The sequence below is a fragment of the Bacteroides sp. OM05-12 genome (assembly GCF_003438995.1).
Taxonomy (GTDB): domain Bacteria; phylum Bacteroidota; class Bacteroidia; order Bacteroidales; family Bacteroidaceae; genus Bacteroides.
Map to the genome: position 1 here is coordinate 1 of NZ_QSUN01000003.1, position 20,324 is coordinate 20,324.

Consider the following 20,324-nt stretch of genomic DNA (forward strand, 5'->3'; position numbering starts at 1 on the left):
AATCATTGCTGCTATACATCGTATTACTTTTTTAATTACAGCAACGAAGATCAGCATTTATTTTAAAATTTTTAAGACGTCATTTTTGGACGCTAACTTTCCTAATTCCATCTCCGAAAACTTACTTTTTAAAGTTTAATCTTTATCAATTCTCAAATAGGTAAAAATCCAATAACAAACAAATGTCAGAATCTCACAAAGACATCCCATGATCCACCTTATAGTGGAGTCCCAACATTTGATTATACAAAATACCAACTTGTTCATTTACTGATTTCAAATTAAAAGTAGTTTCAGACAGCCGAATTGACTCTTTTGCGATAGAATCCCTTAATTTCTCGTTAGAAATCATCCGGCTCATCTGTTCACTCAATTCATTAATATCTCCCGGATTAAATAACAATAGATTCTTACCATCAATAGCAATATCAGGTATTCCACCAACCGGAGTTGTTATTACAGGTAATCCATAAGCCCATGCATCAAGTACCCCCATAGGGAATCCTTCTGCATAACTTGGTAAACAAAAGATTGTAGATTCTTTAAACGCCTTATCTTTATCATCTCCATTCACCCATCCCAAGAATATAGTTTGACCTTCTATTCCCAACTCTTTCGCCAAACTCATACCTTGCTCAATCTCACCATTTCCGGCAAATACAATCTTCCAATCAGGATATTTTAAAGCAACCCGACTAAAAGCTTTTATCATGTCCGCATACCCCTTACGGGCATTTACAGTTCCGGCATACAGTATTTGTTTCTTCTTCTCATATTTCTTTTTCGAAATTTCAGTCGTACATGGATTATAGATAACTTTAACTTTATCCTCCAAACCAAATGCATCTTTTACTGCTTTTTTCCAGAACTCAGAAAGTACGATAACATTATCAGCTTTAGAAAATAAATATCTATATATTCTTTTATATTTACTATTAATGGTCGTATCCGGTGAAAATGCGTGAAAATGTACTATTACTTTCTTATGCCATAGCTTTGCCACAAACATAAACAAACATTTACGTACAGCAGAAGCTGGTTCACTCATGTGAATGTGAACAATATCATAAAACGGTACATAAAGTAAATATTGAATAAAACCTTTTACCAAATAAAGTAGCTTTAAACAAACGCCCTTATCTATGTGTGTTCCTATCCATTTACAGTGATACTTCTCCCATTGTGCTCCCATCTCATGAGCTTTGACAACAGAAGTTATGCCACCACGAGTCATACGAGACGTGGCAACGACTAAGACTTTAGGATTAGTCATTGGAAAAGAATGTGATTAAGTAGATTGAAGAGGGAGGAATTATTAGAAGCTGTTTTTAGTAGAAAAGATTTTTAACTTCGAGAAGCTATTAGTTCTTCTTCAGTAAGCCGTTTGTTTTCAGGATACAATAATCGTTCATGTTTTAACACTTCTTCAATCGAAAAACGATATTTTAGGACCTTAGCTGGAACTCCGCCAATTATAGAATAAGGAGGACATGATTTATTTACAACCGCTCCTGCTGCTATTACAGAGCCACGCCCTATTGTTACTCCTTTCAAAATAGTTATATTAGCTCCAGTCCAAACATCATCCTCAATAATAACAGGAGCATCATTTTCTATCAATTTATCATGAGAATCAATAATATATTTTCCTATAACATCAATTCTGTGATCTCCTGTAATTATTGTTGGATTTGGACCAAATATTACCTTATCTCCTATTGTTAAAGGGGCCTCTGTGCAATAAAATACTGCTCCTTTAGGGATACTGGTATAATTTCCAATACTTATGTTCCATAATCCTTTAAAATTAGAACAAGTAGGGCGAAGATAGACTCTCAGACCACATTCTTTCATACTTTTTTTATAAAAAAGACTCCAGAATTTATCTAATAAAAAAGGAAATAACAAACTTAATTTCACTCCAATGTTACCAATATACCCCAACATCATTATTATAATATTAACTATAATTTCAATAACGATTCAATATCCATCTGTAAACGCTCTTTCAAAATAGCAACTCTATTGCTTAAAACACTAGAATTTAATTCATAATTCGTTTCCATATTATCCACAAAACCTTTTAAAGAATCAAAATTCACATAATCTATGTCCACAGAATAGTCTTCAAACCCGATATTTTTCATATATTCTCTCAGCTTATAAAGATAATTAACAGATATTATATTTTTGCATCCTGCACCAGAGCAAAGAATGGCAGCATGCATTCTTGTTACAATGGAATAGCGGCATTTTGAATAGACCCCAGCAAGAATATCTGGCGATAATAATTCTCTAACAATAAATGTTTCTTTTTTATTCTTCATTTTAGATTTTATAGTTTCAGATTGTTGCACATCATCAATACCAGCCCCTCCAACAACTGTAGGAGTAAATAATATTTGGCAACCATAATTTTCTATTATATAATCTAAAATTAAAGAAAAAGCTAGATTATAATCGTCCATTCTCTGAGGACCCTTTACTTTTCTAAAAGCCCAATTTATAACAGAAACACCAACTATTGGTTGATTTAAGTTTATTCCATATTTCTTTAAAACTAAAAGAGCCTCTTCATCCGAACACTTCTTTTGCAAAAGAGCTATATCAAAACTATTAAAAATTGAGGGATGACTTATACCCCACTCTTTTAGTAAAGAGTACGATTTTGTATCCCTTACAAAAATAGCATATGAATTATTAAGAACATGCTTTGCTAAAAGTATTGTTAATTTATTAAATACGGGTCCTATAGTAAGAGAGAAATGAACAACTCTTTTTTGCATTCTCTCATAAATAGTTAATATCAATAATGATAATAAAGCTGTTTTATAATAGACATCATTAATTCTTTCAGCACCAATACATAAAATTAGATCTGCTTCTGAAACACTTTTTAAGACTTTTCTTTTACGACTCATTATACATACAAAAGGATTCTTTGTAAAGCAAAGAATAAAATTACACCACAGTAAAAAGAATATCGAATTTATAAGCCACAATATTTTATGTAGCATATTTTTACTTCTTGGAAAAACTAATAAATCATTTATTACATTAATATTTTTTGAATAATGTCGTTTTAACTCCTTTACAACATTTAGTATATCAGGAGTCAGAACCGTTATTTCACAATTAGGATATATTTTTTGGGCAATTTCTATAGCATTTAATATAAGTGCCATTGAACCAATATTACTAGCAGCTCCTGCCTCTGCTATCACAACTTTTTTCATTAAATAAGTTTTCTAAAATTAAAAATCAATTTATTTAATATTCGATAAAACATTAAAGGCATTTTGGGTATATTCAAACAAATTATTTCGAGAATTCTCCTTTGGTACTTATCTAATTTACCAATAAACTGTAATTTCAATTTATTCTCTCTTTTTTGATAAAAAGATATTAATTTATTTTTTGACTCTATATCATCTAACATAAGAGTTGATTTAACTTCTTTATAAGACAGTGGGGTCAATTCTATATAGTCTTTTAATAAGTTTAAGATACTCTCACCATAAGTATTGTGTACAATTACAACATTACTACCATAATCATTTTTTTTATGAATATTCCATGGATCCATTAATGAAATATCAGCTACCCCAAATGGATTACCACAAATATCACAACCAGGTACACTCCAAAGTTTTTGCCCAAAAGGCAGTAATGCAGCAACGCCCCAAAATACTTTTTTATCATCAAACGTACAATACCCAGGCCAGCCATTGCCACGATAAGAATAAGACCTCACAGTATTGAACGATTTCAATTCTATACCAGCCAATCGTGCAATAAATTTAGTTGATAAGAAATTTTTCTGTTGTTTACAAAAAATACACAAAGAAAATAATTGGTGGCACTTATTTTTAGCAAATTGACTTAAAGATAATAATTGACATGGTGTACCAACAATTAATAACTTCTCACATTTTTGAATTCTCCTCATATCTAAATTTAAGGGAACTGAATGATAAATAGAATTAGAGATATCACCATAATTAGGAATATTATCTTTTGTGTAAAAATATCCTTCTGCAAACGGATATTTATCGGTTTTTATTAAGGTATAAACACCATCAAAAATTCCACATCTTAAACCTTCAATAATAATTGTACGAGCAATTCCACCTGATGAAGCATTTTTTCTAATCAAAAGCTCTTTTGAATGTCCTAAATAATATGTTTTTGATTGGCAATAACTTTCAATATTACTTATTGATGTATCCTTGTTAGCAGGACAAATATTTTCACATAATCCACAATTTATACATTTATCATATTGAATACTTAAATTAAGTAAGCCTGTTCTCTCATCACGGATATATTTTACAGCATCTTTATTACAAATTGCAACACAAGATCCACATTGCTGACATAAATCGTTTATGACATAATATTTATTGTTTTGTATAGCAATCATATGATTTTTTTATATTCTTCAATATAGCGTTTCGCTGTTGTTTCAATATTATAAATCTGACAAACCCTTTTGTATGCACTATTCACCAGTTGAACATTATCAGATGACATTATCTTTTCTATTTGAATTGCGCAATCTTCAGCATTACCTACTTCAAAAAAATATCCATATTCCCCTTTATTTATAATTTCCATAGGTCCTTCAATATTAGAAACCAAAACAGGAATTTTTACTGCCATACCTTCTGTCACCGTTATTCCAAATCCTTCAAACATAGAAGGCTGTACTAATAAATCATATTCATTTAAATGCTCTTGAATATAACTTTGATCCCTTGCTCCTAAAAATAACACATTAGATAATCCATATTTAGAGACTAATGATTCTAATCCACTAGAATCACCCTCTCCAATAAATGTACATAAAATATTAGTAATACCTCGCTTTTTAAGAATACTCAATGCCTCAATTAAAATATGCTGTCCTTTCTTAGGAAGTGCTATCCTACTTAACTGTATTATTTTAAATACCGAAGCTTTATTTGTCATTTCTCTGATTTTACACCTAAAATCCGTTACTTTTATTCCATTTGATATTGCAATGCTATCAATGCCAGTTCGTATCTTTACATCTTCTCTAACACATTCTGATATTGAAATTCTTAAATCATATGGGCAATTTATATATTTTAAAGCAACGCCTGTATCATGAATTGTATAAACGAACTTACTTCTTATAAAGTAAGTTAATAAAACCAATCCTAATTCTTTACTTTGAACATGTACAATATCAAATTTTCTTTTTATAAGAAGTCTATTCAATTTAATCAATGGCCATATACTTCTATGCCTATTCATTCTTATAACCTCAATTTGACTATGAAACTTTCTCTATAATTCTTTATTTATACAATCATTTATAATTATAATTGTTACTGATGCATACTTGATTTGTTCATTAGCAATATTAACAAGCATTGTTTCTATTCCTCCTAAACCTAATCCAAATATTAAATGAGCTATTTTCATTATTCAACCTTTATTTATAAAACAGTTTATATTACAAAACTTGACAAGTAAATATTTCTTATAATATATTAGTATAACTTACCAAAAATATATCAAAGTTAGCTTCAGCTAATATTATGCTATTTACATAACATTTCCCATAATATATTTCAAAAAAAGAATTGTATAATTAAATCAAAAAAACTAAAAATCAATCACTAAGAACGGAATATTATAAATCATTGAAGCCGATTTAGGAAAACCACTTTTATACATTTTACCGTTCCTCAATAAATATATTTTAGTTGCATTTGCAATTAAAAAGAAATCGAGAAAGGTTTTCAAATGAATCTCAAAAGAATTATTTTCATTATAATCAATATGGACAGGATTACCTGGCGTTACGTAAACATAGTCTTTATCCAGAATTCTATTAATAAAAGTTATGGAATCTGTAGCAATTAACAGCTTATAATTTTGCAATGAATTATGCATTTTTTCTATCTGAGTTATACATTTCACTATCAATTTTTCTTTCTCTGTATCATTTAAAGTTTGAGCTGCCCAATCATTGAAATCCCCTAAAAGCTGCACAAATCGTAAAGATACTGAAATGTATTTCCCGCCTATTGATGTTAATTGCTGATCTATTACTTTTTGTAAACTATCTGAACAAATAAACAATTTGTGAAAAAGAAAACTAAATTCTTTTTTATCTGTAATATAAGCATTAGTGTAAATATGTATTTGTTTATATTTTGTTTTAAGCATCTTTGACAAATAATAAGTTTGGAATGCAGGAGTTAAGAAGCCTCCCACACTACCACAAAATACAGGCAAAGAATCTTGTACATTAAATGAAATATCATTTTCATTTATTGACCAATCAATTTTATTAGGTACCAGATAATTCTCCAAAAGGAATGGACTAACATGATAAATTTTAAAATCTAATTTAAATTTTTCACAGAGCTTATATACAGAAATCATACCTCTCAACCTATCCGATAATCCTCCATGCCTCATTTTACCATCAAACATGCATATTACAATTTTATCTTCATTAGTAGCTCGTTTTGCTGTTGGAGAATAATATTTTTGAATAAGTTTTAAAGATTCACAATGTAATTCCCGAGATTGCTTAAATAGAATTTCCACTAAACATTTATATTCACGATTTATTTTATCACATACTTTCCCCAACAACATACACTTTAAATTAAATTACAATACACAATTACGAATGACATCTATTATGAGATAAAAATCACTATTTTAGTTGTTTCTTCAACATATTATATTTTATAATCAACCCGATTCTTATATATACCTTCATTAAAAATCCGAGTTTAAATTTATGTATTATAAAATACTTTTTATCTATACAAAAAGAATTATCCCGAATCCTATTTTCTATAGATTTAGCTTTCTTATAATCACCCAACAATATATAATTTTGATATAAAGAACTAAGGATGAACTGTAAACGATCAAAAGCCTTATATTTTATAAAATCTTCTCCAAACCATTCAAGAAACAAATTATTAGATATAATTCTTTTCTTTATTGCATCATTATTCGTTCTAAGTACCGTCCTAGTTACACTATCATCTCGACTTCTTTCACGAATAGCAATAACTTTCTTCATAAAGAATATTTTTTGCGCCTCTTTATAAAATCTAAGAAAAAACACACCTTCATAAATACGAAGACTTTCATCAAATGGATACATTTTCATTATCCTAGTTTCACAAATATGTATAAAATCTGTATTTATCTTGTCTAGTAAAAAATCCTTGTAACACAATTCTAATTCATCAAATTTACTCAAATAAGAATTTTTATTAAAAAAATCCAACTTATCATCCGGCGCAAAGAGATAATAAGAATAATTACAATGTAATTTTCGAGTATTATTAATTATCTCCAAGGCTCTATCTACAAAAAAATCATCACTATCAAGGATAATACAATATTCACCTTTAGCGGCTTTGATTGCCTCATTCCTTGCAGCATTTGTTCCTTTATTGTAAAGAAATTGAATAAATCTTATGTGAGTATATTTTTTAGCATAATCTTGTATAATCAATGAAGTATTATCTTCAGAGCCATCATCGACTATAATATGTTCTAAAGTTATATTCAATTTTAACTGACTAATTACACTATCTATACAACGAGAAATACAGTCTTCACGATTATATACAGGCGTAATTATCGAGTAAACTATTTTTTGATCCATTTCTTTATTTTATTGAAAAATAATACTTTATAAAAATCGGCATACACTATACTCTTAAACACATAAAAGCTTAAAAAAGAAGGATTTTCATATTTTCTTACATAATAAAGTATACTATCTTTACTACATTTTGCAATAAAACTACTTTTAGACTTAGAAGTTGACGAAGCTCCCAAATGAATGCAACGAGACTGAGTGAGCAAATAGTTTTTCATTCCAATAGCCTTTACTTTCTTCGATAGAATATTTTCTTCACAGTATAAAAAAGTATTAGAATCAAAATCTCCTATTTTCCTAAAATCGTCTTTTCTAGCTAACATACACGATCCTGAAGGCATTTCAATTTCAAAATATTGTTCATTCAAAAGACCTGGATTATTTATAAGTAAATGATTCTTTTGATATATTTTTTTTCTGATAGAAAAAGGATCAAAAAATTTAGAAATATAAGATAATATAAATTCTTTAAAAGAATAATTATTACGAGCACACGTATAATCAATACTTACACCATCTTTTTTCAAAAGAAGCGGACTCACAAGAAATGCCTTTTCTAATATCGATAATTCTTTCAATAAATCAGGAATTATATTCTCTATAAATAATATATCATTGTTGAGTATCATAATACTTTCTACAGAACTGTCCCGATATAATAACTCTATTCCCTTTTTATTACCTAATGCATAGCCTAGATTCGCTTCTAACTTTAATAAGGTTATTTTAGGAAGTAAAATAGGAGAAACTTTTTTCACATTAATATCAACGTACTCTTCTTTCTTTACATTCTCAGTTAAATAATTTGATATTTCTATTATACTATTTACATCGTTTGATCCATTATCAACTACCACTATTTTAATAGGAACTGTGGTATATTTTAATACTGACTCAATACAATTTATAGTATCACTACTATTATTATAATTCAATATTACTATTCCTACATGTTCCATAATTTTCACTTTTATCAGATATACATAATCCTGATAATACAATAGGTATTAGCATGACAGAATACATAGAGAATCCGTCAGATCCTAAACTTTGAATAACTATAATCAATAGAGTCATAAATCCAATTGCCCCCGTCATTACATTTCGGTATTTAAATAAATGTCTAACATAGAAATAGATTAACATAGCAAATAAAATGAAATAAATTAATCCATATCTAAATAAACGGGTAGCAAAAGCAATATCGTTAGTATCTATCATCGCATTCCTATTTAGATATATAGATTTACCAACATTCAATATAAATATATTATGCGGAGATTCTTCATGAATACTGCCAACTCCAAAAAATAATTGGGACTCATCTATTAAATAATGCCATCTTTCCAATAACACAGCAATTCTATAGTAAAAAGATCCACCAGAATTTAAATCTATATTATTATAATCTATATTCTGGACTAATCTTATATCTTCCATAGTACTAACTCTGTTATTATCACCTTGAAAACGATATTCCAATACAGGATAAAACAATATAAAAGCTAATAAAAAATAGACGATAACACTCCTCATTTTTTTTAATTTATGAGCTGCCACAAGATAGACTATATTTGAAATAGCAAAAGCAATAATAGCGCCTCTAATCATTGGCATTATGAATAATACTAAATAAAATATTATCCAAAGAGTTCGATTATTTCTGATTTTTTCATAAAATAAATACAACAAAATAGGTATAGTCAATATTGGAGTATTAGTGTATCTAGAAATACCATCAACATACCTGTTAGAATCAGCCATCAAATCACTTTTTTGCAAAATGCCATATACCCCAACAAACTGCAATATATAAAATATACCCGCTATGGTAGTCATTATAAATAAAAACTTAAATGAGGCTTTCAAAGATTTAGCAGGCACGTTTCTAAACACAAAATAATATAAATAAAATAAGTCCATTCTCCAGACCTTAAATGCATAAAGAAAAGATTCTTTACCGGATAAAACTGTATAGACTCCAATTAAAAAGAAATAAAATAGTAATAATAAAGTAAACAAAGCTATTTTATCATTTTTACATGAGAAAAAGTGTCTACCTCTACTAAATTCAAATATTGAAATCAGAACTAGCAATATCAATAAACAATCTGTTACTTTCAATATAGTCTCAGGAAATATCGCAAAGCCTCCAGAAACTAGCGTAACAAATAATTTAATAAAAAGAGAGAAGTGTCTTTTAGAATAACTTAAAAATGCTAATAATATTAATAGTATATATATTAATGACATATATTTTATTTTTCATGTGATAATATTCTCTGAAAATATGCAGTTACATACAAGATAGTTCTATGTAATATATAAGCTAATATAAAAGATATGCAAAAAAGTCCACAAACGTACAAAAGCTTATGAGATTTAGGATAAAAAGGAAGAGCAGAAAACAAATGAAGATGAACCAAATATAATTCCAGGCTCAGACGTCCACAAAAAGAAAAAAATCGACAAAAAATAAGAGAGATAACATTAAAAATAACAGCACATAATAAACATAGTCCTGGAGTTATTAAAACGAAAGGAATTTGCTGAACTCCACTTCCAAGTTTAAACCACATTGTATGTTGTTTAACAAAATAAAGCAATATCAATCCCACACACATAAACAACCAAGATATATAAGCTAAATTAATTTTATTTTCATTTATTAATTTCCCCATATATATGCCAACCACAAATATAGGAACTCTTGCAATAAAGAAAAATCTAATATCATCTAATTGAAAATGAGTAAAATAAAGAGAAACTATAATCATTAAACAGGAAATAGAACTAATGCTTAATATAAAAATGACAGGAAATGATTCTATAGCTTTATACAATAAAGGAAAAAATAAATAAAGCATTAAAATTGCAGGAATATACCAATCATAATAAGATGTATTCAGCCAATAACCAATAGTAGTAATATTATAAAATATATCTAATATTGACATCTTCGATAAAATACCATATACGATATTTACAACAATATAAGTTGGGAGAATTCTAATAACCCTACGAATATAAAAACTTTTTAGATTTATACTTTTACGAAAAGAAAAATAGAGTCCTAATCCTGATAAAAACAAAAAGATATCCACACCTCCGTATCCAATACCCAAAATCGGAGATAATATTGAAAAATTAAAAATTAATGGTCCTTTCGCTACTAAATGAAAAAACATAACCCAAAGAATAGCAACCCCCATTAATTCACTTCTATAGCGACTAACTAAATTAAAATTTATAGTTTTATTCATTTCTTATCATCTAATATTCAAACAATTGGGACACAACGCTAAATATATTTTAAACTATTTCCCATAAAGTCTAAACATATCAACAAATTTAACAAATATATATTTTATGGAATTCTTAACTTTCAACAGATAGTCTCTTCTTTCATTTTCAGGTACTACTTCTCCAGAAGAAATATATGATAAATATTTCTTATATAAGCTTTTATACTCATGGCATGTTTCAAATAACCATGGCTTATTCCAATTCGTAAAATGAATAATAGCAGGATGTCTACGGGCTTCTCTCCATTGTTGCAAATGTTTTGCTATTACATTATAATGCAAGCCATAACAATGATTAGTTACATTATAACGTAAATGCAAACTATAAATTTTATTCGCAAAAACAGAATTTATGACATCTTGATCATTTATTTTCATTCTATCTTTGTTTTCATTTATAAATTTAAGAAATAAATGTTGAGAATCAGCTTTTCTCCACTCTTCCAAATTTATCAACATAAAGCCTGAGTTTATATATGGAGATTCTTGAGGAATATGGCAACGTTCTTTATGTGAAATACAAGATGGACAATCTTCGACTCCTGCTATAGCATATCCTGTTAAATCTAGATCAAAACACTCTTGCAAGCGATCAACAACTAATAAATCAACATCTAGATATAATACTTTATCAAGAATTAATGGTAACTTAGACGGAATAAAAAGTTTTAAAAAAGTAAATTTTGACCATTCACCAATATTTTCAAAATCATCCAGTTCCGAAGCATTAACTGTTATTAAATCAAATTCAGCATTTACTTTTCTACAAACCTTAATTATTTTTTGAGTATTTATTTGAGAAAAACCGCATGAAATCAAATAAATATGAAAGTATAAAGTTTTGTTTGTTTCAAATAAAGATTGTAAAGTTACCGCAGCATAAGATGCATAATTATCATCAGCTATCAATACTACATTATACATTTTTACTTGCATACAAAACAGTATATAAAGAATTAATTTTTAACAAAAGAAAAATAAATAGATTTGATTTTTTTACAAAGTATACTTCGTTCATTCTTCAATAACCCTAACAAAAAAATAGAAATAGATGTAAAAAACAACGATAATAAGACAATAACTACAAATGAAATAAAATCATTGGAATTAAATATATAAAATGAGGTTAGTGAGAACATAAAAGAGGCTAGTGAAGTCAATAATATCGGAACAATTACATTCTTCAAATAATCAATTATTGGATATTTTATCATAGGAAGTATCATTCTTATCCTTATAGACATAGCAATAATTTCAATGAGCAAATGTGTAAAAAAAACAAATTCCGGAGGATAACCCAATCTTAAAAATATATATGCTATAGGAACTATCAATAACATGATTCCTCCCTGAAACAATTGAAAAAGCTTTATATTCCCTGTTGCTTGTACAGATGTTATTAATGGCCTTGATAATGAACCTACTAAAGTAATTATAATAATAATTCTCAAAAAAGTCACAGAATATTCTGGAATTGTCCCAAGCCACAATTTCAAAAGATAAGAAGTATTAACAAAAACAGGAAGAGAAATCAACAACACTAAAAAAAAAGAAAGCTTACTTCCAAATTCTATTAACTTATGCATTTTAACTAATTCTTCTTGAGCATAATATTTAATTATTTGAGGATTCATTGCCATCTGAAAATTAGAATAAAAACTAGAAATAGCCCCATTCATTTGATAAGCAATACCACGAGCTGTATTAACAATTGGACCAAAAAACATATTTAATAATATATTTAATCCTGTATTTATACCCATTAGCGCTAAATGTTCTATTGAATTCCAACCCGCGAAAGAAAACATTGAAACAAAAAGTTTTTTATCAAATAATAAATTAACTCTAACTTCTTCAAAATTTCTCCGACAATACAAACCGTAAATAAACCTGTCTAATAACAATACGAGCATTAATAATATTGCATATAATACCAAACGATCCCCTTTATAATAACATAATAAAACAGATATTGAAAATTTCAAAATGGAATCTATAATAGCTATAAAAGCAAAAGTTCCCATCTTCTCATGGGCTATTATTGCAGAATTATAAGGAACACTTATAATACCAATCACACAAGAAATAATAGAAATTTGATATACCCAGCATGCAGCATAAAATCTATCTGACGGAATCACTAGTTTATTATATAGAAACCAAAGCCCAATAGTTTCACTTAAGATTATTATCAATATAGCTAATAAAGCATGTGTCAATAAACTTGTAGAAAATATTTTTTTTAATCGTATCAGATTCTCTTTACCTAATTCAAACGTAAGAAATCTAGAAACAGATGAAGACATTGTCGCATTAAAAAAAGTGAACATCGTAACAACTCCCCCTACAACATTATAGATTCCATAATCAACAATTCCTAAAGACTTTAAAATATATCTTGAAGAAAGCAAGCCTAGCCCCATTGTTAAGAACATACGAATATATAATAACAATGTATTTTTAAGAATTTTATTATTATTAGAAACCGTCATCCCTAGATTATTCAAAATACACATTAATAATCACACTAAAATCTTTTTATTAATTCTTATAGACCTATCTTTCTTTCTATAAAATGTGATACTTTTATATCAATATTATTATATAATAATTTCCGAATTAATTCTAACAGCAAACAAACTCCTATCAAAACATTAACTTTAAATATAGTTACTTCAATCGAAGAATTAAATATATTAAGAAGATCAACCATTACATAATCTCTAAAATTCACATGATCTGTAATTAAATATATAGAAAATACACCTTTTAATATATAATTAATATTTCTATTACTCCACAAAAATCTATTACAGAACAGTACCAGACTAATTGCCATCAATAAAACTAAAAAATCGCAATTACTTAATAATAGACGCAGTCCTTCATCATAACTTTTCCAATAAAATAGAGACACTAAACTCAAGAAGAAGAATAATATACAGAGAAAAGTTTTATAATTTATCTTATCTAATAATAGAAATGGATACATAGCCATATATCGTCCTAATAAATAAACTAATAACAAATTATAAATTGAAGTACCTAAAGATAACCCTATAAATGAACCTATATATATCACACAAGCATATATGAACAATATTATTTGAAATTTTTTCTTCGTTATCGTCCTTATTCCATCCTCTAATATAGGACTTATTAGATAAATAATAAAATAGGCTTTTAAAAACCACCAATATCCTCCATTTGATATCGGGAAAAAACTTTTAATGACATCATTTATAGTTATATTCTTTAGATATAGTAGACAAAACATGCTATTATTACAGACCAAAATAAAACTTGATTAAATAAAGAAATAAGTGAATTAAGTTTAAATCGAATACCATAATATCCAGAAATAAACATAAAACCAGTAACTCCAACATAACTAAAGCTAAGAAGTAAAATATTTAAATAAGGATATGTTGAATATGTATCATTTTGATAATGAAGTCCATGCACAAACACATGTTGCAGAACAATTAAAAACATAAAGAAAAAACGTAGGACTTCAATACTACTTTTTCTCATAATTATCTAATATTATTTTATTTACCTTACTTCCCCAAACATCCCAATTAAAACGAGTTTCAAACAGCTCTCTTGAGTTATTGGAATAGTAACTTAGTTTCTTATTTTGTATAGTTTCAACTATTTTTTCTGCAAAATCAACAGCTATTGAATCTAAAGAAAATGCAAAACCGTTAAAATCATTAATGACATATGATGGAACACCCCCTGTTGCATAAGAAAATATAGGCAGTCCAAAAGCGCATGCTTCACAATTTACAATTCCATGACATTCAGCCCTTGTCGGGAAAATAAAAAAATCTGCATTTGAAAGTTCTTCATAAAATAAATTCAAATCTTTTGGATTATTCTTATTTAGCTTACCTAAACATCTTACTCTTTTATCTTTCTGAATCCTAATTTCTGGGGTACCACCTATTATTGTCAAACAAGTATTCACACCATATTTTTCATTTAACAAAACTAATGTATCATAAGCAACATCAATGCCCTTACGTTTTACATCAAAACCTATAAAAATCATATTATAAATAGATTTATTCAAATATGTATGTTCATTAAATGACGCATCAGAATAAACATTTGCTCCCGATTCAATAAGTGATATTTTATGAAAATCTACATTTGGGTAATATCTTTTTGCTCCATCTATCACCCATTGGCTTGGAGCAAACATACATTTTATGTTTTCAAGAGTTTTCTCTTCCACTTGATCTCCCCATTTTACAAAACACTGTGGAATATTATAAATATAATAATCAATCAACAAATGAAATAATCCATCACTTCGATAATATATCGGTTTATCGGTCTTCAGATATGCAATATTCATACAATCAAAACTAAATATTGCATCATATTGATATTCTTTTAACTGTATTTGTATAGATCTACAGCGCATTTTTGACAATAAAGGATTATGTTCCGTCACTCCATAACCCATTTTGTTCATAAGACGTAATGTTTTAGCTACTAATTTATAAAAAAAAGATGCCCCCCCTTTTAATTCAGGTTTTATCCAAATAACTTCATAATATTTCAATAATTGATTATATATACTATATATGATCCCACTTCTGATAAGTTTATCAGAGGGATCAGGGATAGATATCATGATTATTCTCATCTTACTTTCTTATTATAAAAGTTTTCAACTTCTAAATTTTTCATTTTCTGAAAATCAAAAAACAATACATCCACAGTACTATTACCTTTTTGGACCCTCTAATAAAAAAATATTTATATTTAATGGATGCATTATACTAGCTATTCAACCTAATTTTCTATTCTTTCATACATTTCACCCCCTCAACAACTTCCTTTTCCTCCTCCAAAAGCTCTCTCCCACCCCAACTATCTATAATCTCACAAGCTTCTTTCAACAGCTCTTCATCACCAGCCACTCCATAACAATAAGTGAGTAATTGGCACTTTAATAAAGAAGCAGGAAGCTCGTCAAGCACATAAAGTGCACGATCCAGTATTTGTTGTTTCTGTTGTTCTACAGGATTGCCATACATAGTGACTGTATAGCTCATCAGCAAAGCGACACAAATGGCAGCCTCTTCTTCGGGAGTTTCACCTTTGGCTTTGAGTAGGGCACGACTTTGGCGACACACTTCCCGATTCAAACGGGAAAGGTCATCGGCATAGACCATACCGTCAGCTTCTCCAAGACGGAGTAGTTCACGAGAAGCACGTCGCAGTTCTTCTATCTTTTTATATAATGTGGGATTCATTGTTATTCCAGTTTCATGCAATACCATTTCGGTATATGAATCATGACACCTAGATTGGCTACAATAATAACTACGTAATAACGGTTTTTATAACGGGTGAGCTTACCAACCAGACCGGTAAATACACCGTGAATGACACGGACTTTCTGTCCCGGTCGGGATTCCGCAGTGGCGGCATCAACGTAAAGTGTTCCTGTGTAATTGGGATCGCAAATAGCTCTGATCTCTACCATCTCGCTATCCGGTATCTCATAGCATTTGCGTGTATCACGATGGCGGATTAAAATGACGGGAAAAGGACACTCATCTATGATTTTAAGCAACTCTCGCTCATCGAGTGTCTTTGCTAAAAATAACAAGTTGTGTATGGCGGGAGTGAGTACACGATGTCTCTTGCCATCAAGCGTAATCTGCTCCACGTAACGCATCGGAATAAAGTAGGTTAATCCTCTCTTTTCGAAAAACTCTCCTACCCGTTCTTCTTTGCAATGGAGCGTTTGAATCGCATACCATGTATTTACTTTTATTTTCTTGCTATTTTCGCTTTCATCCATTCATCTTACCATATCTTATTTTATATTGATTATTTACTACAACTGTTTAATTTAAAGCATAGACCTTCCTGACACCCACTGACGTTATTGGTCTGTGAATCAAGTGATAAGTCCCATAAGGTAATAGCCTTTTTGTCCTACCTCTATATAAGAGGTAAGAATAAGGCTATAAACGGTTATATTATAATTCGTTAGGGAATAGATAAAGAGAGATGTCTCTTTCTGAAAAGGAAGAATTTAACGTAAAATATAGTAGATTACGCAAGAAAATAACTATTAAAGTTTATGGTATTTCATTTGTTTATACTACCTTTGCGACGTTTTAGTACTGTGTCTACCACCTCTATGAGTACAACCTCTTATATAGAGGTAGGAAAATCACTGTTAAATATTTTACCGTGAATACTTTGACAAAAGAATGTAATATCTACACTACTTTCTGCGTGCCTTTCAGTGTAAGCATCTCTTTGGGAACAGACTTACGAATGGTTTCTTTCAATAGATTCAGAACAGAGAAACGGACAAAATCGGCACGTGTCACAATGCTTATCTGACGAGTAGGTTTCGGCACGGCAAAAGGACGTACCAACTCTTTCTGTGATTCGCTGAGTTGCAATGTAGCCAGTTCGGGTATAAATGTAATTCCCATGCCACTCTCCACCATTCTCATAAAAGTCTCCATACTTCCCAAATGATAAGCTACCTGATTGAGTTTCACCGCTTCCATCTGACAGAAGCGCATCAACTGGTCACGAAAACAATGTCCTTCATCAAGCAGCCAAAGACGTTCTCCATTAATATCCGACGTACGTATCAATTCATTCTTAAAAACAGATTCTTTGCGAGATACATATCCGAAGAATTGTTCATAGTAGAGCACTTCTTCATTCAACTGTTTACTGTCTACTTCCGTAGCAAGAATGGCGGCATCTATCAGACCGTCTGTCAAAGCGGTAAGACAAACAGAGGTTTTCATCTCATTTACTCTCAAATCCAATTCCGGATACTTTTCTTTGAATTGCTCGAAAAACAGAGGAAGCAGATAGGGTGCAATAGTAGGCAAAACACCGATAGTAAAGACTCCTTTCATGGATTGTTCCTCTTCACTGACAATACTTTTAATCAAAGAAGCCTCATATACCACCTTTTTTGCTTGTTCTATCACTTTTCTTCCTGCTGAAGTAGGCTGAACGGGTTGAACGGTACGGTCAAAGAGTTTCACATCCAGTTCGTCTTCCAATTTCTGAATCATCATACTCAAAGTAGGTTGTGTTACTCTGCAATGTTCTGCTGCTTTAGCAAAATGGCGGAAGTTATCGACCGCAAGGATATATTCCAACTGTTGTAATGTCATAGTCTTCTTGATGATTATAAATTTTATCTATGCAAAGATAAAAATTATCAGTTTGACACGCATGCTTTTACGCCTTATCTTTGCATCAGACAAAAGAAAATAATATTAATCATTTAAAACAATAAAATTATGAAGACTTTGGATTATATCAAATTAGACGCATCAGCAGCAAACAACGTAGTAGCATCTTTGCAACAACTTTTGGCAGACTACCAAGTATTTTATACCAATTTAAGAGGTTTCCATTGGAACATCAAAGGTCACGGTTTCTTTGTGCTTCACAGCAAATTTGAAGATTTATACAATGACGCAGCGGAGAAAGTGGATGAACTCGCAGAACGTATCCTGACATTAGGCGGTGTACCTAAGAATAAATTCAGCGATTACCTGAAAGCTGCAAATGTGAAAGAAGTGGAAGGTATCTCAAAAGGTGACGAAGCATTGAAGAATATTCTTGAAACTTACGGTTACTTCATCAGCGAAGAACGTAATATTCTATCCATTGCATCCCAAGCGGGAGATGAGGCTACGGTAGCTTTGATGAGTGATTATCTGAAAGAACAGGAAAAGATGGTATGGATGTTATGTGCCTACAATTCTTAATAAAGCAAATGGGGATACCGGTTAAAAAGTATCCCCATTCTTTTTTAAGCAACTAAGTTTTTATATTCCGGATGTCTTTCTATATAAGTTTTTACAAAAGGACAAGTCGGTATCACTTTCAGATTCGCACTACGGGCATAGTTCAAAGCAGCCTGTACTAAAGCAGATCCCACGCCCTCTCCTTCCAATTGTTTGGGAACAATTGTATGTAGCAAATCAATCACATTTCCTCGTTCTTCATATTGAAGATATCCCATCTGTCCGGACTCAAAGACTTCGAAACGTCCGACTTTCTCATCATGTATCACAGTATGTTCCATATTTCTGTTTTTTAATGAATAAATTTTCCTATAAAACAAGCTAAAAGTCATTTTGTTTAGAAATATATGTATCTTTGTGTAAAATTGATCAATATAAAAATAAATAAGTCTCATAATAAAACTATAGGACTCACAAATAATCTATTTGATGAATAGTAAAAAACATGGAGATAAACATAAATAACAATCAATATCAGACTCAATTCGACGAGATAAAACTGATTATTAATAATCGTCGAAAACGGGCCTATAAAGCGGTAAATGAAGAAATCATTCTCAATAATTGGGAAATTGGACATTATGTATCCGATAAGATAACTTCTGCTAAATGGGGTAGTAAGGTTATTGAGATGCTGGTTATATATCTCAAGCAGGCAATTCCCGGTATAAAGGGCTATGAGAAGCGTTCCATTGAAAGGATGGTACGATTCTATAATGAATATTCGTCATCAGAATTTATGTCAGCAATTCCGACGCAAATAAAAGAGCGAATTATTGCGTCAGACACTCTGACGCAATTCGGGAATGACAGTATCGTGCTTTCTCTACTCACTCAAATCAGTTGGTCAGCCCATCTTGAGATCATGTCCGGTTGTACATCGGCAGAAGAACGGATTTTCTACATCTTATTATGTAGTAGAGAGAACCTTTCATATCAAGAACTTCGCAGGCAAATAGATACATGTGTTTATGAACGGAGCCTGCTTGGCAAGACCAAACAATCACCAGTTTTAAAAGAAACATACCCAAATGCAGGGCGTATATTCAAAGATTCTTATATGATTGATTTCCTTAACTTACCGGAAAATCACAGTGAAAAAAATCTTCAAGAGGGACTGGTCAAACAAATGAAAAAATTTATCCTTGATCTCGGAAAGGATTTCTTATTTGTAGGAGAAGAATACAGGCTGCAAGTGGGAATGAAAGACTTTAGAATTGATCTACTCTTTTTCCATCGGGGACTACAATGTTTAGTTGCAATGGAAATCAAGATCAATGAGTTCAAGCCCGAATATCTCGGACAACTAGACTTTTATCTTGAAGCATTGGACCGAGACGTAAAAAAAGAAAATGAGAATCCGAGCATTGGAATATTATTGTGTAAAAGTGCCGACAGCCAAGTGGTAGAATATGCTTTAAACCGTAGCTTGAGTCCGACGATGGTCGCTGAGTACAAACGACAATTAATTCCCAAAGAAGTATTACAAAGACATTTGCAAGAGCTATTAAATACAACATACTGATA

Annotated in this window: 21 protein-coding genes; 2 read left to right on the top strand and 19 right to left on the bottom strand. The window is 30.0% G+C overall.

The window, feature by feature from the left end; genetic code table 11:
* Positions 1-193: 193 nt before the first annotated feature.
* From DXB63_RS03420 to DXB63_RS03500, 18 genes are all read right to left on the bottom strand, one after another.
* Positions 194-1,273 carry a glycosyltransferase gene (locus DXB63_RS03420; protein ID WP_122124999.1) on the bottom strand — a complete coding sequence of 360 codons (1,080 nt, stop codon included), beginning with the start codon at positions 1,271-1,273 and terminating at the stop codon, positions 194-196.
* Between the two features lie 71 nt (positions 1,274-1,344).
* A complete protein-coding gene (locus DXB63_RS03425) occupies positions 1,345-1,854 on the bottom strand; it encodes a DapH/DapD/GlmU-related protein (RefSeq protein ID WP_233522770.1) in 510 nt (169 codons plus the stop codon).
* A gap of 110 nt (positions 1,855-1,964) precedes the next feature.
* Positions 1,965-3,236: a polysaccharide pyruvyl transferase family protein gene (locus DXB63_RS03430; protein ID WP_122125000.1), complete on the bottom strand. Its 1,272-nt coding sequence runs from the start codon at positions 3,234-3,236 to the stop codon at positions 1,965-1,967.
* Positions 3,236-4,423 carry a Coenzyme F420 hydrogenase/dehydrogenase, beta subunit C-terminal domain gene (locus DXB63_RS03435; protein ID WP_122125001.1) on the bottom strand — a complete coding sequence of 396 codons (1,188 nt, stop codon included), beginning with the start codon at positions 4,421-4,423 and terminating at the stop codon, positions 3,236-3,238. Before DXB63_RS03435 ends, DXB63_RS03430 begins: the two co-directional genes overlap by 1 nt.
* A complete protein-coding gene (locus tag DXB63_RS03440; protein ID WP_369869577.1) occupies positions 4,420-5,295 on the bottom strand; it encodes a glycosyltransferase family 4 protein in 876 nt (291 codons plus the stop codon). The genes DXB63_RS03435 and DXB63_RS03440 overlap by 4 nt, the downstream gene beginning before the upstream one ends.
* Before the next feature lie 18 nt (positions 5,296-5,313).
* Positions 5,314-5,451, bottom strand: a complete 138-nt coding sequence (locus DXB63_RS17775; RefSeq protein ID WP_147332253.1) for a glycosyltransferase — start codon at positions 5,449-5,451, stop codon at positions 5,314-5,316.
* A gap of 183 nt (positions 5,452-5,634) precedes the next feature.
* The gene (locus DXB63_RS03445) at positions 5,635-6,633 is read right to left on the bottom strand and encodes a hypothetical protein (protein ID WP_147332254.1); all 999 of its coding nucleotides are present in this window, start codon (positions 6,631-6,633) and stop codon (positions 5,635-5,637) included.
* A gap of 67 nt (positions 6,634-6,700) precedes the next feature.
* Entirely contained in the window at positions 6,701-7,672 is a 972-nt protein-coding gene (locus DXB63_RS03450; protein ID WP_122125004.1) for a glycosyltransferase family 2 protein, read from the bottom strand.
* Entirely contained in the window at positions 7,657-8,628 is a 972-nt protein-coding gene (locus DXB63_RS03455; RefSeq protein ID WP_122125005.1) for a glycosyltransferase, read from the bottom strand. Before DXB63_RS03455 ends, DXB63_RS03450 begins: the two co-directional genes overlap by 16 nt.
* Positions 8,594-9,922 carry a hypothetical protein gene (locus DXB63_RS03460; RefSeq protein WP_122125006.1) on the bottom strand — a complete coding sequence of 443 codons (1,329 nt, stop codon included), beginning with the start codon at positions 9,920-9,922 and terminating at the stop codon, positions 8,594-8,596. Before DXB63_RS03460 ends, DXB63_RS03455 begins: the two co-directional genes overlap by 35 nt.
* Positions 9,923-9,927: 5 nt before the next feature.
* Positions 9,928-10,932, bottom strand: coding sequence for an acyltransferase (locus DXB63_RS03465; protein WP_122125007.1), 1,005 nt, complete (start codon positions 10,930-10,932; stop codon positions 9,928-9,930).
* 54 nt (positions 10,933-10,986) lie between these two features.
* On the bottom strand, positions 10,987-11,910 hold the full coding sequence (locus tag DXB63_RS03470; RefSeq protein ID WP_122125008.1) for a glycosyltransferase family 8 protein: 924 nt from the start codon (positions 11,908-11,910) through the stop codon (positions 10,987-10,989).
* Positions 11,911-11,930: 20 nt separating this feature from the next.
* The gene (locus tag DXB63_RS03475) at positions 11,931-13,466 is read right to left on the bottom strand and encodes an oligosaccharide flippase family protein (protein ID WP_158563631.1); all 1,536 of its coding nucleotides are present in this window, start codon (positions 13,464-13,466) and stop codon (positions 11,931-11,933) included.
* A 56-nt stretch (positions 13,467-13,522) separates the two neighbouring features.
* The gene (locus DXB63_RS18390; RefSeq protein WP_122125010.1) at positions 13,523-14,251 is read right to left on the bottom strand and encodes an acyltransferase family protein; all 729 of its coding nucleotides are present in this window, start codon (positions 14,249-14,251) and stop codon (positions 13,523-13,525) included.
* A gap of 243 nt (positions 14,252-14,494) precedes the next feature.
* Positions 14,495-15,634, bottom strand: coding sequence for a glycosyltransferase family 4 protein (locus tag DXB63_RS03485; protein ID WP_122125011.1), 1,140 nt, complete (start codon positions 15,632-15,634; stop codon positions 14,495-14,497).
* Positions 15,635-15,791: 157 nt separating this feature from the next.
* Positions 15,792-16,247, bottom strand: coding sequence for a UpxZ family transcription anti-terminator antagonist (locus DXB63_RS03490; protein ID WP_122125245.1), 456 nt, complete (start codon positions 16,245-16,247; stop codon positions 15,792-15,794).
* Between the two features lie 2 nt (positions 16,248-16,249).
* Positions 16,250-16,801, bottom strand: a complete 552-nt coding sequence (locus tag DXB63_RS03495; protein WP_122125012.1) for a UpxY family transcription antiterminator — start codon at positions 16,799-16,801, stop codon at positions 16,250-16,252.
* A gap of 427 nt (positions 16,802-17,228) precedes the next feature.
* Positions 17,229-18,155, bottom strand: coding sequence for a hydrogen peroxide-inducible genes activator (locus DXB63_RS03500; protein WP_122125013.1), 927 nt, complete (start codon positions 18,153-18,155; stop codon positions 17,229-17,231).
* A 129-nt stretch (positions 18,156-18,284) separates the two neighbouring features.
* On the opposite strand from DXB63_RS03500, the gene DXB63_RS03505 reads away from it, so the two are divergent.
* Positions 18,285-18,758, top strand: a complete 474-nt coding sequence (locus tag DXB63_RS03505) for a Dps family protein (RefSeq protein WP_122125014.1) — start codon at positions 18,285-18,287, stop codon at positions 18,756-18,758.
* Between the two features lie 44 nt (positions 18,759-18,802).
* Here the strand turns inward: DXB63_RS03505 and DXB63_RS03510 are convergent, their stop codons facing one another.
* Entirely contained in the window at positions 18,803-19,078 is a 276-nt protein-coding gene (locus tag DXB63_RS03510; RefSeq protein ID WP_122125246.1) for a GNAT family N-acetyltransferase, read from the bottom strand.
* Positions 19,079-19,242: 164 nt separating this feature from the next.
* Here DXB63_RS03510 and DXB63_RS03515 point away from each other — a divergent pair, with 164 nt between their 5' ends.
* The gene (locus tag DXB63_RS03515; RefSeq protein WP_122125015.1) at positions 19,243-20,322 is read left to right on the top strand and encodes a YhcG family protein; all 1,080 of its coding nucleotides are present in this window, start codon (positions 19,243-19,245) and stop codon (positions 20,320-20,322) included.
* Positions 20,323-20,324 lie beyond the last annotated feature (2 nt).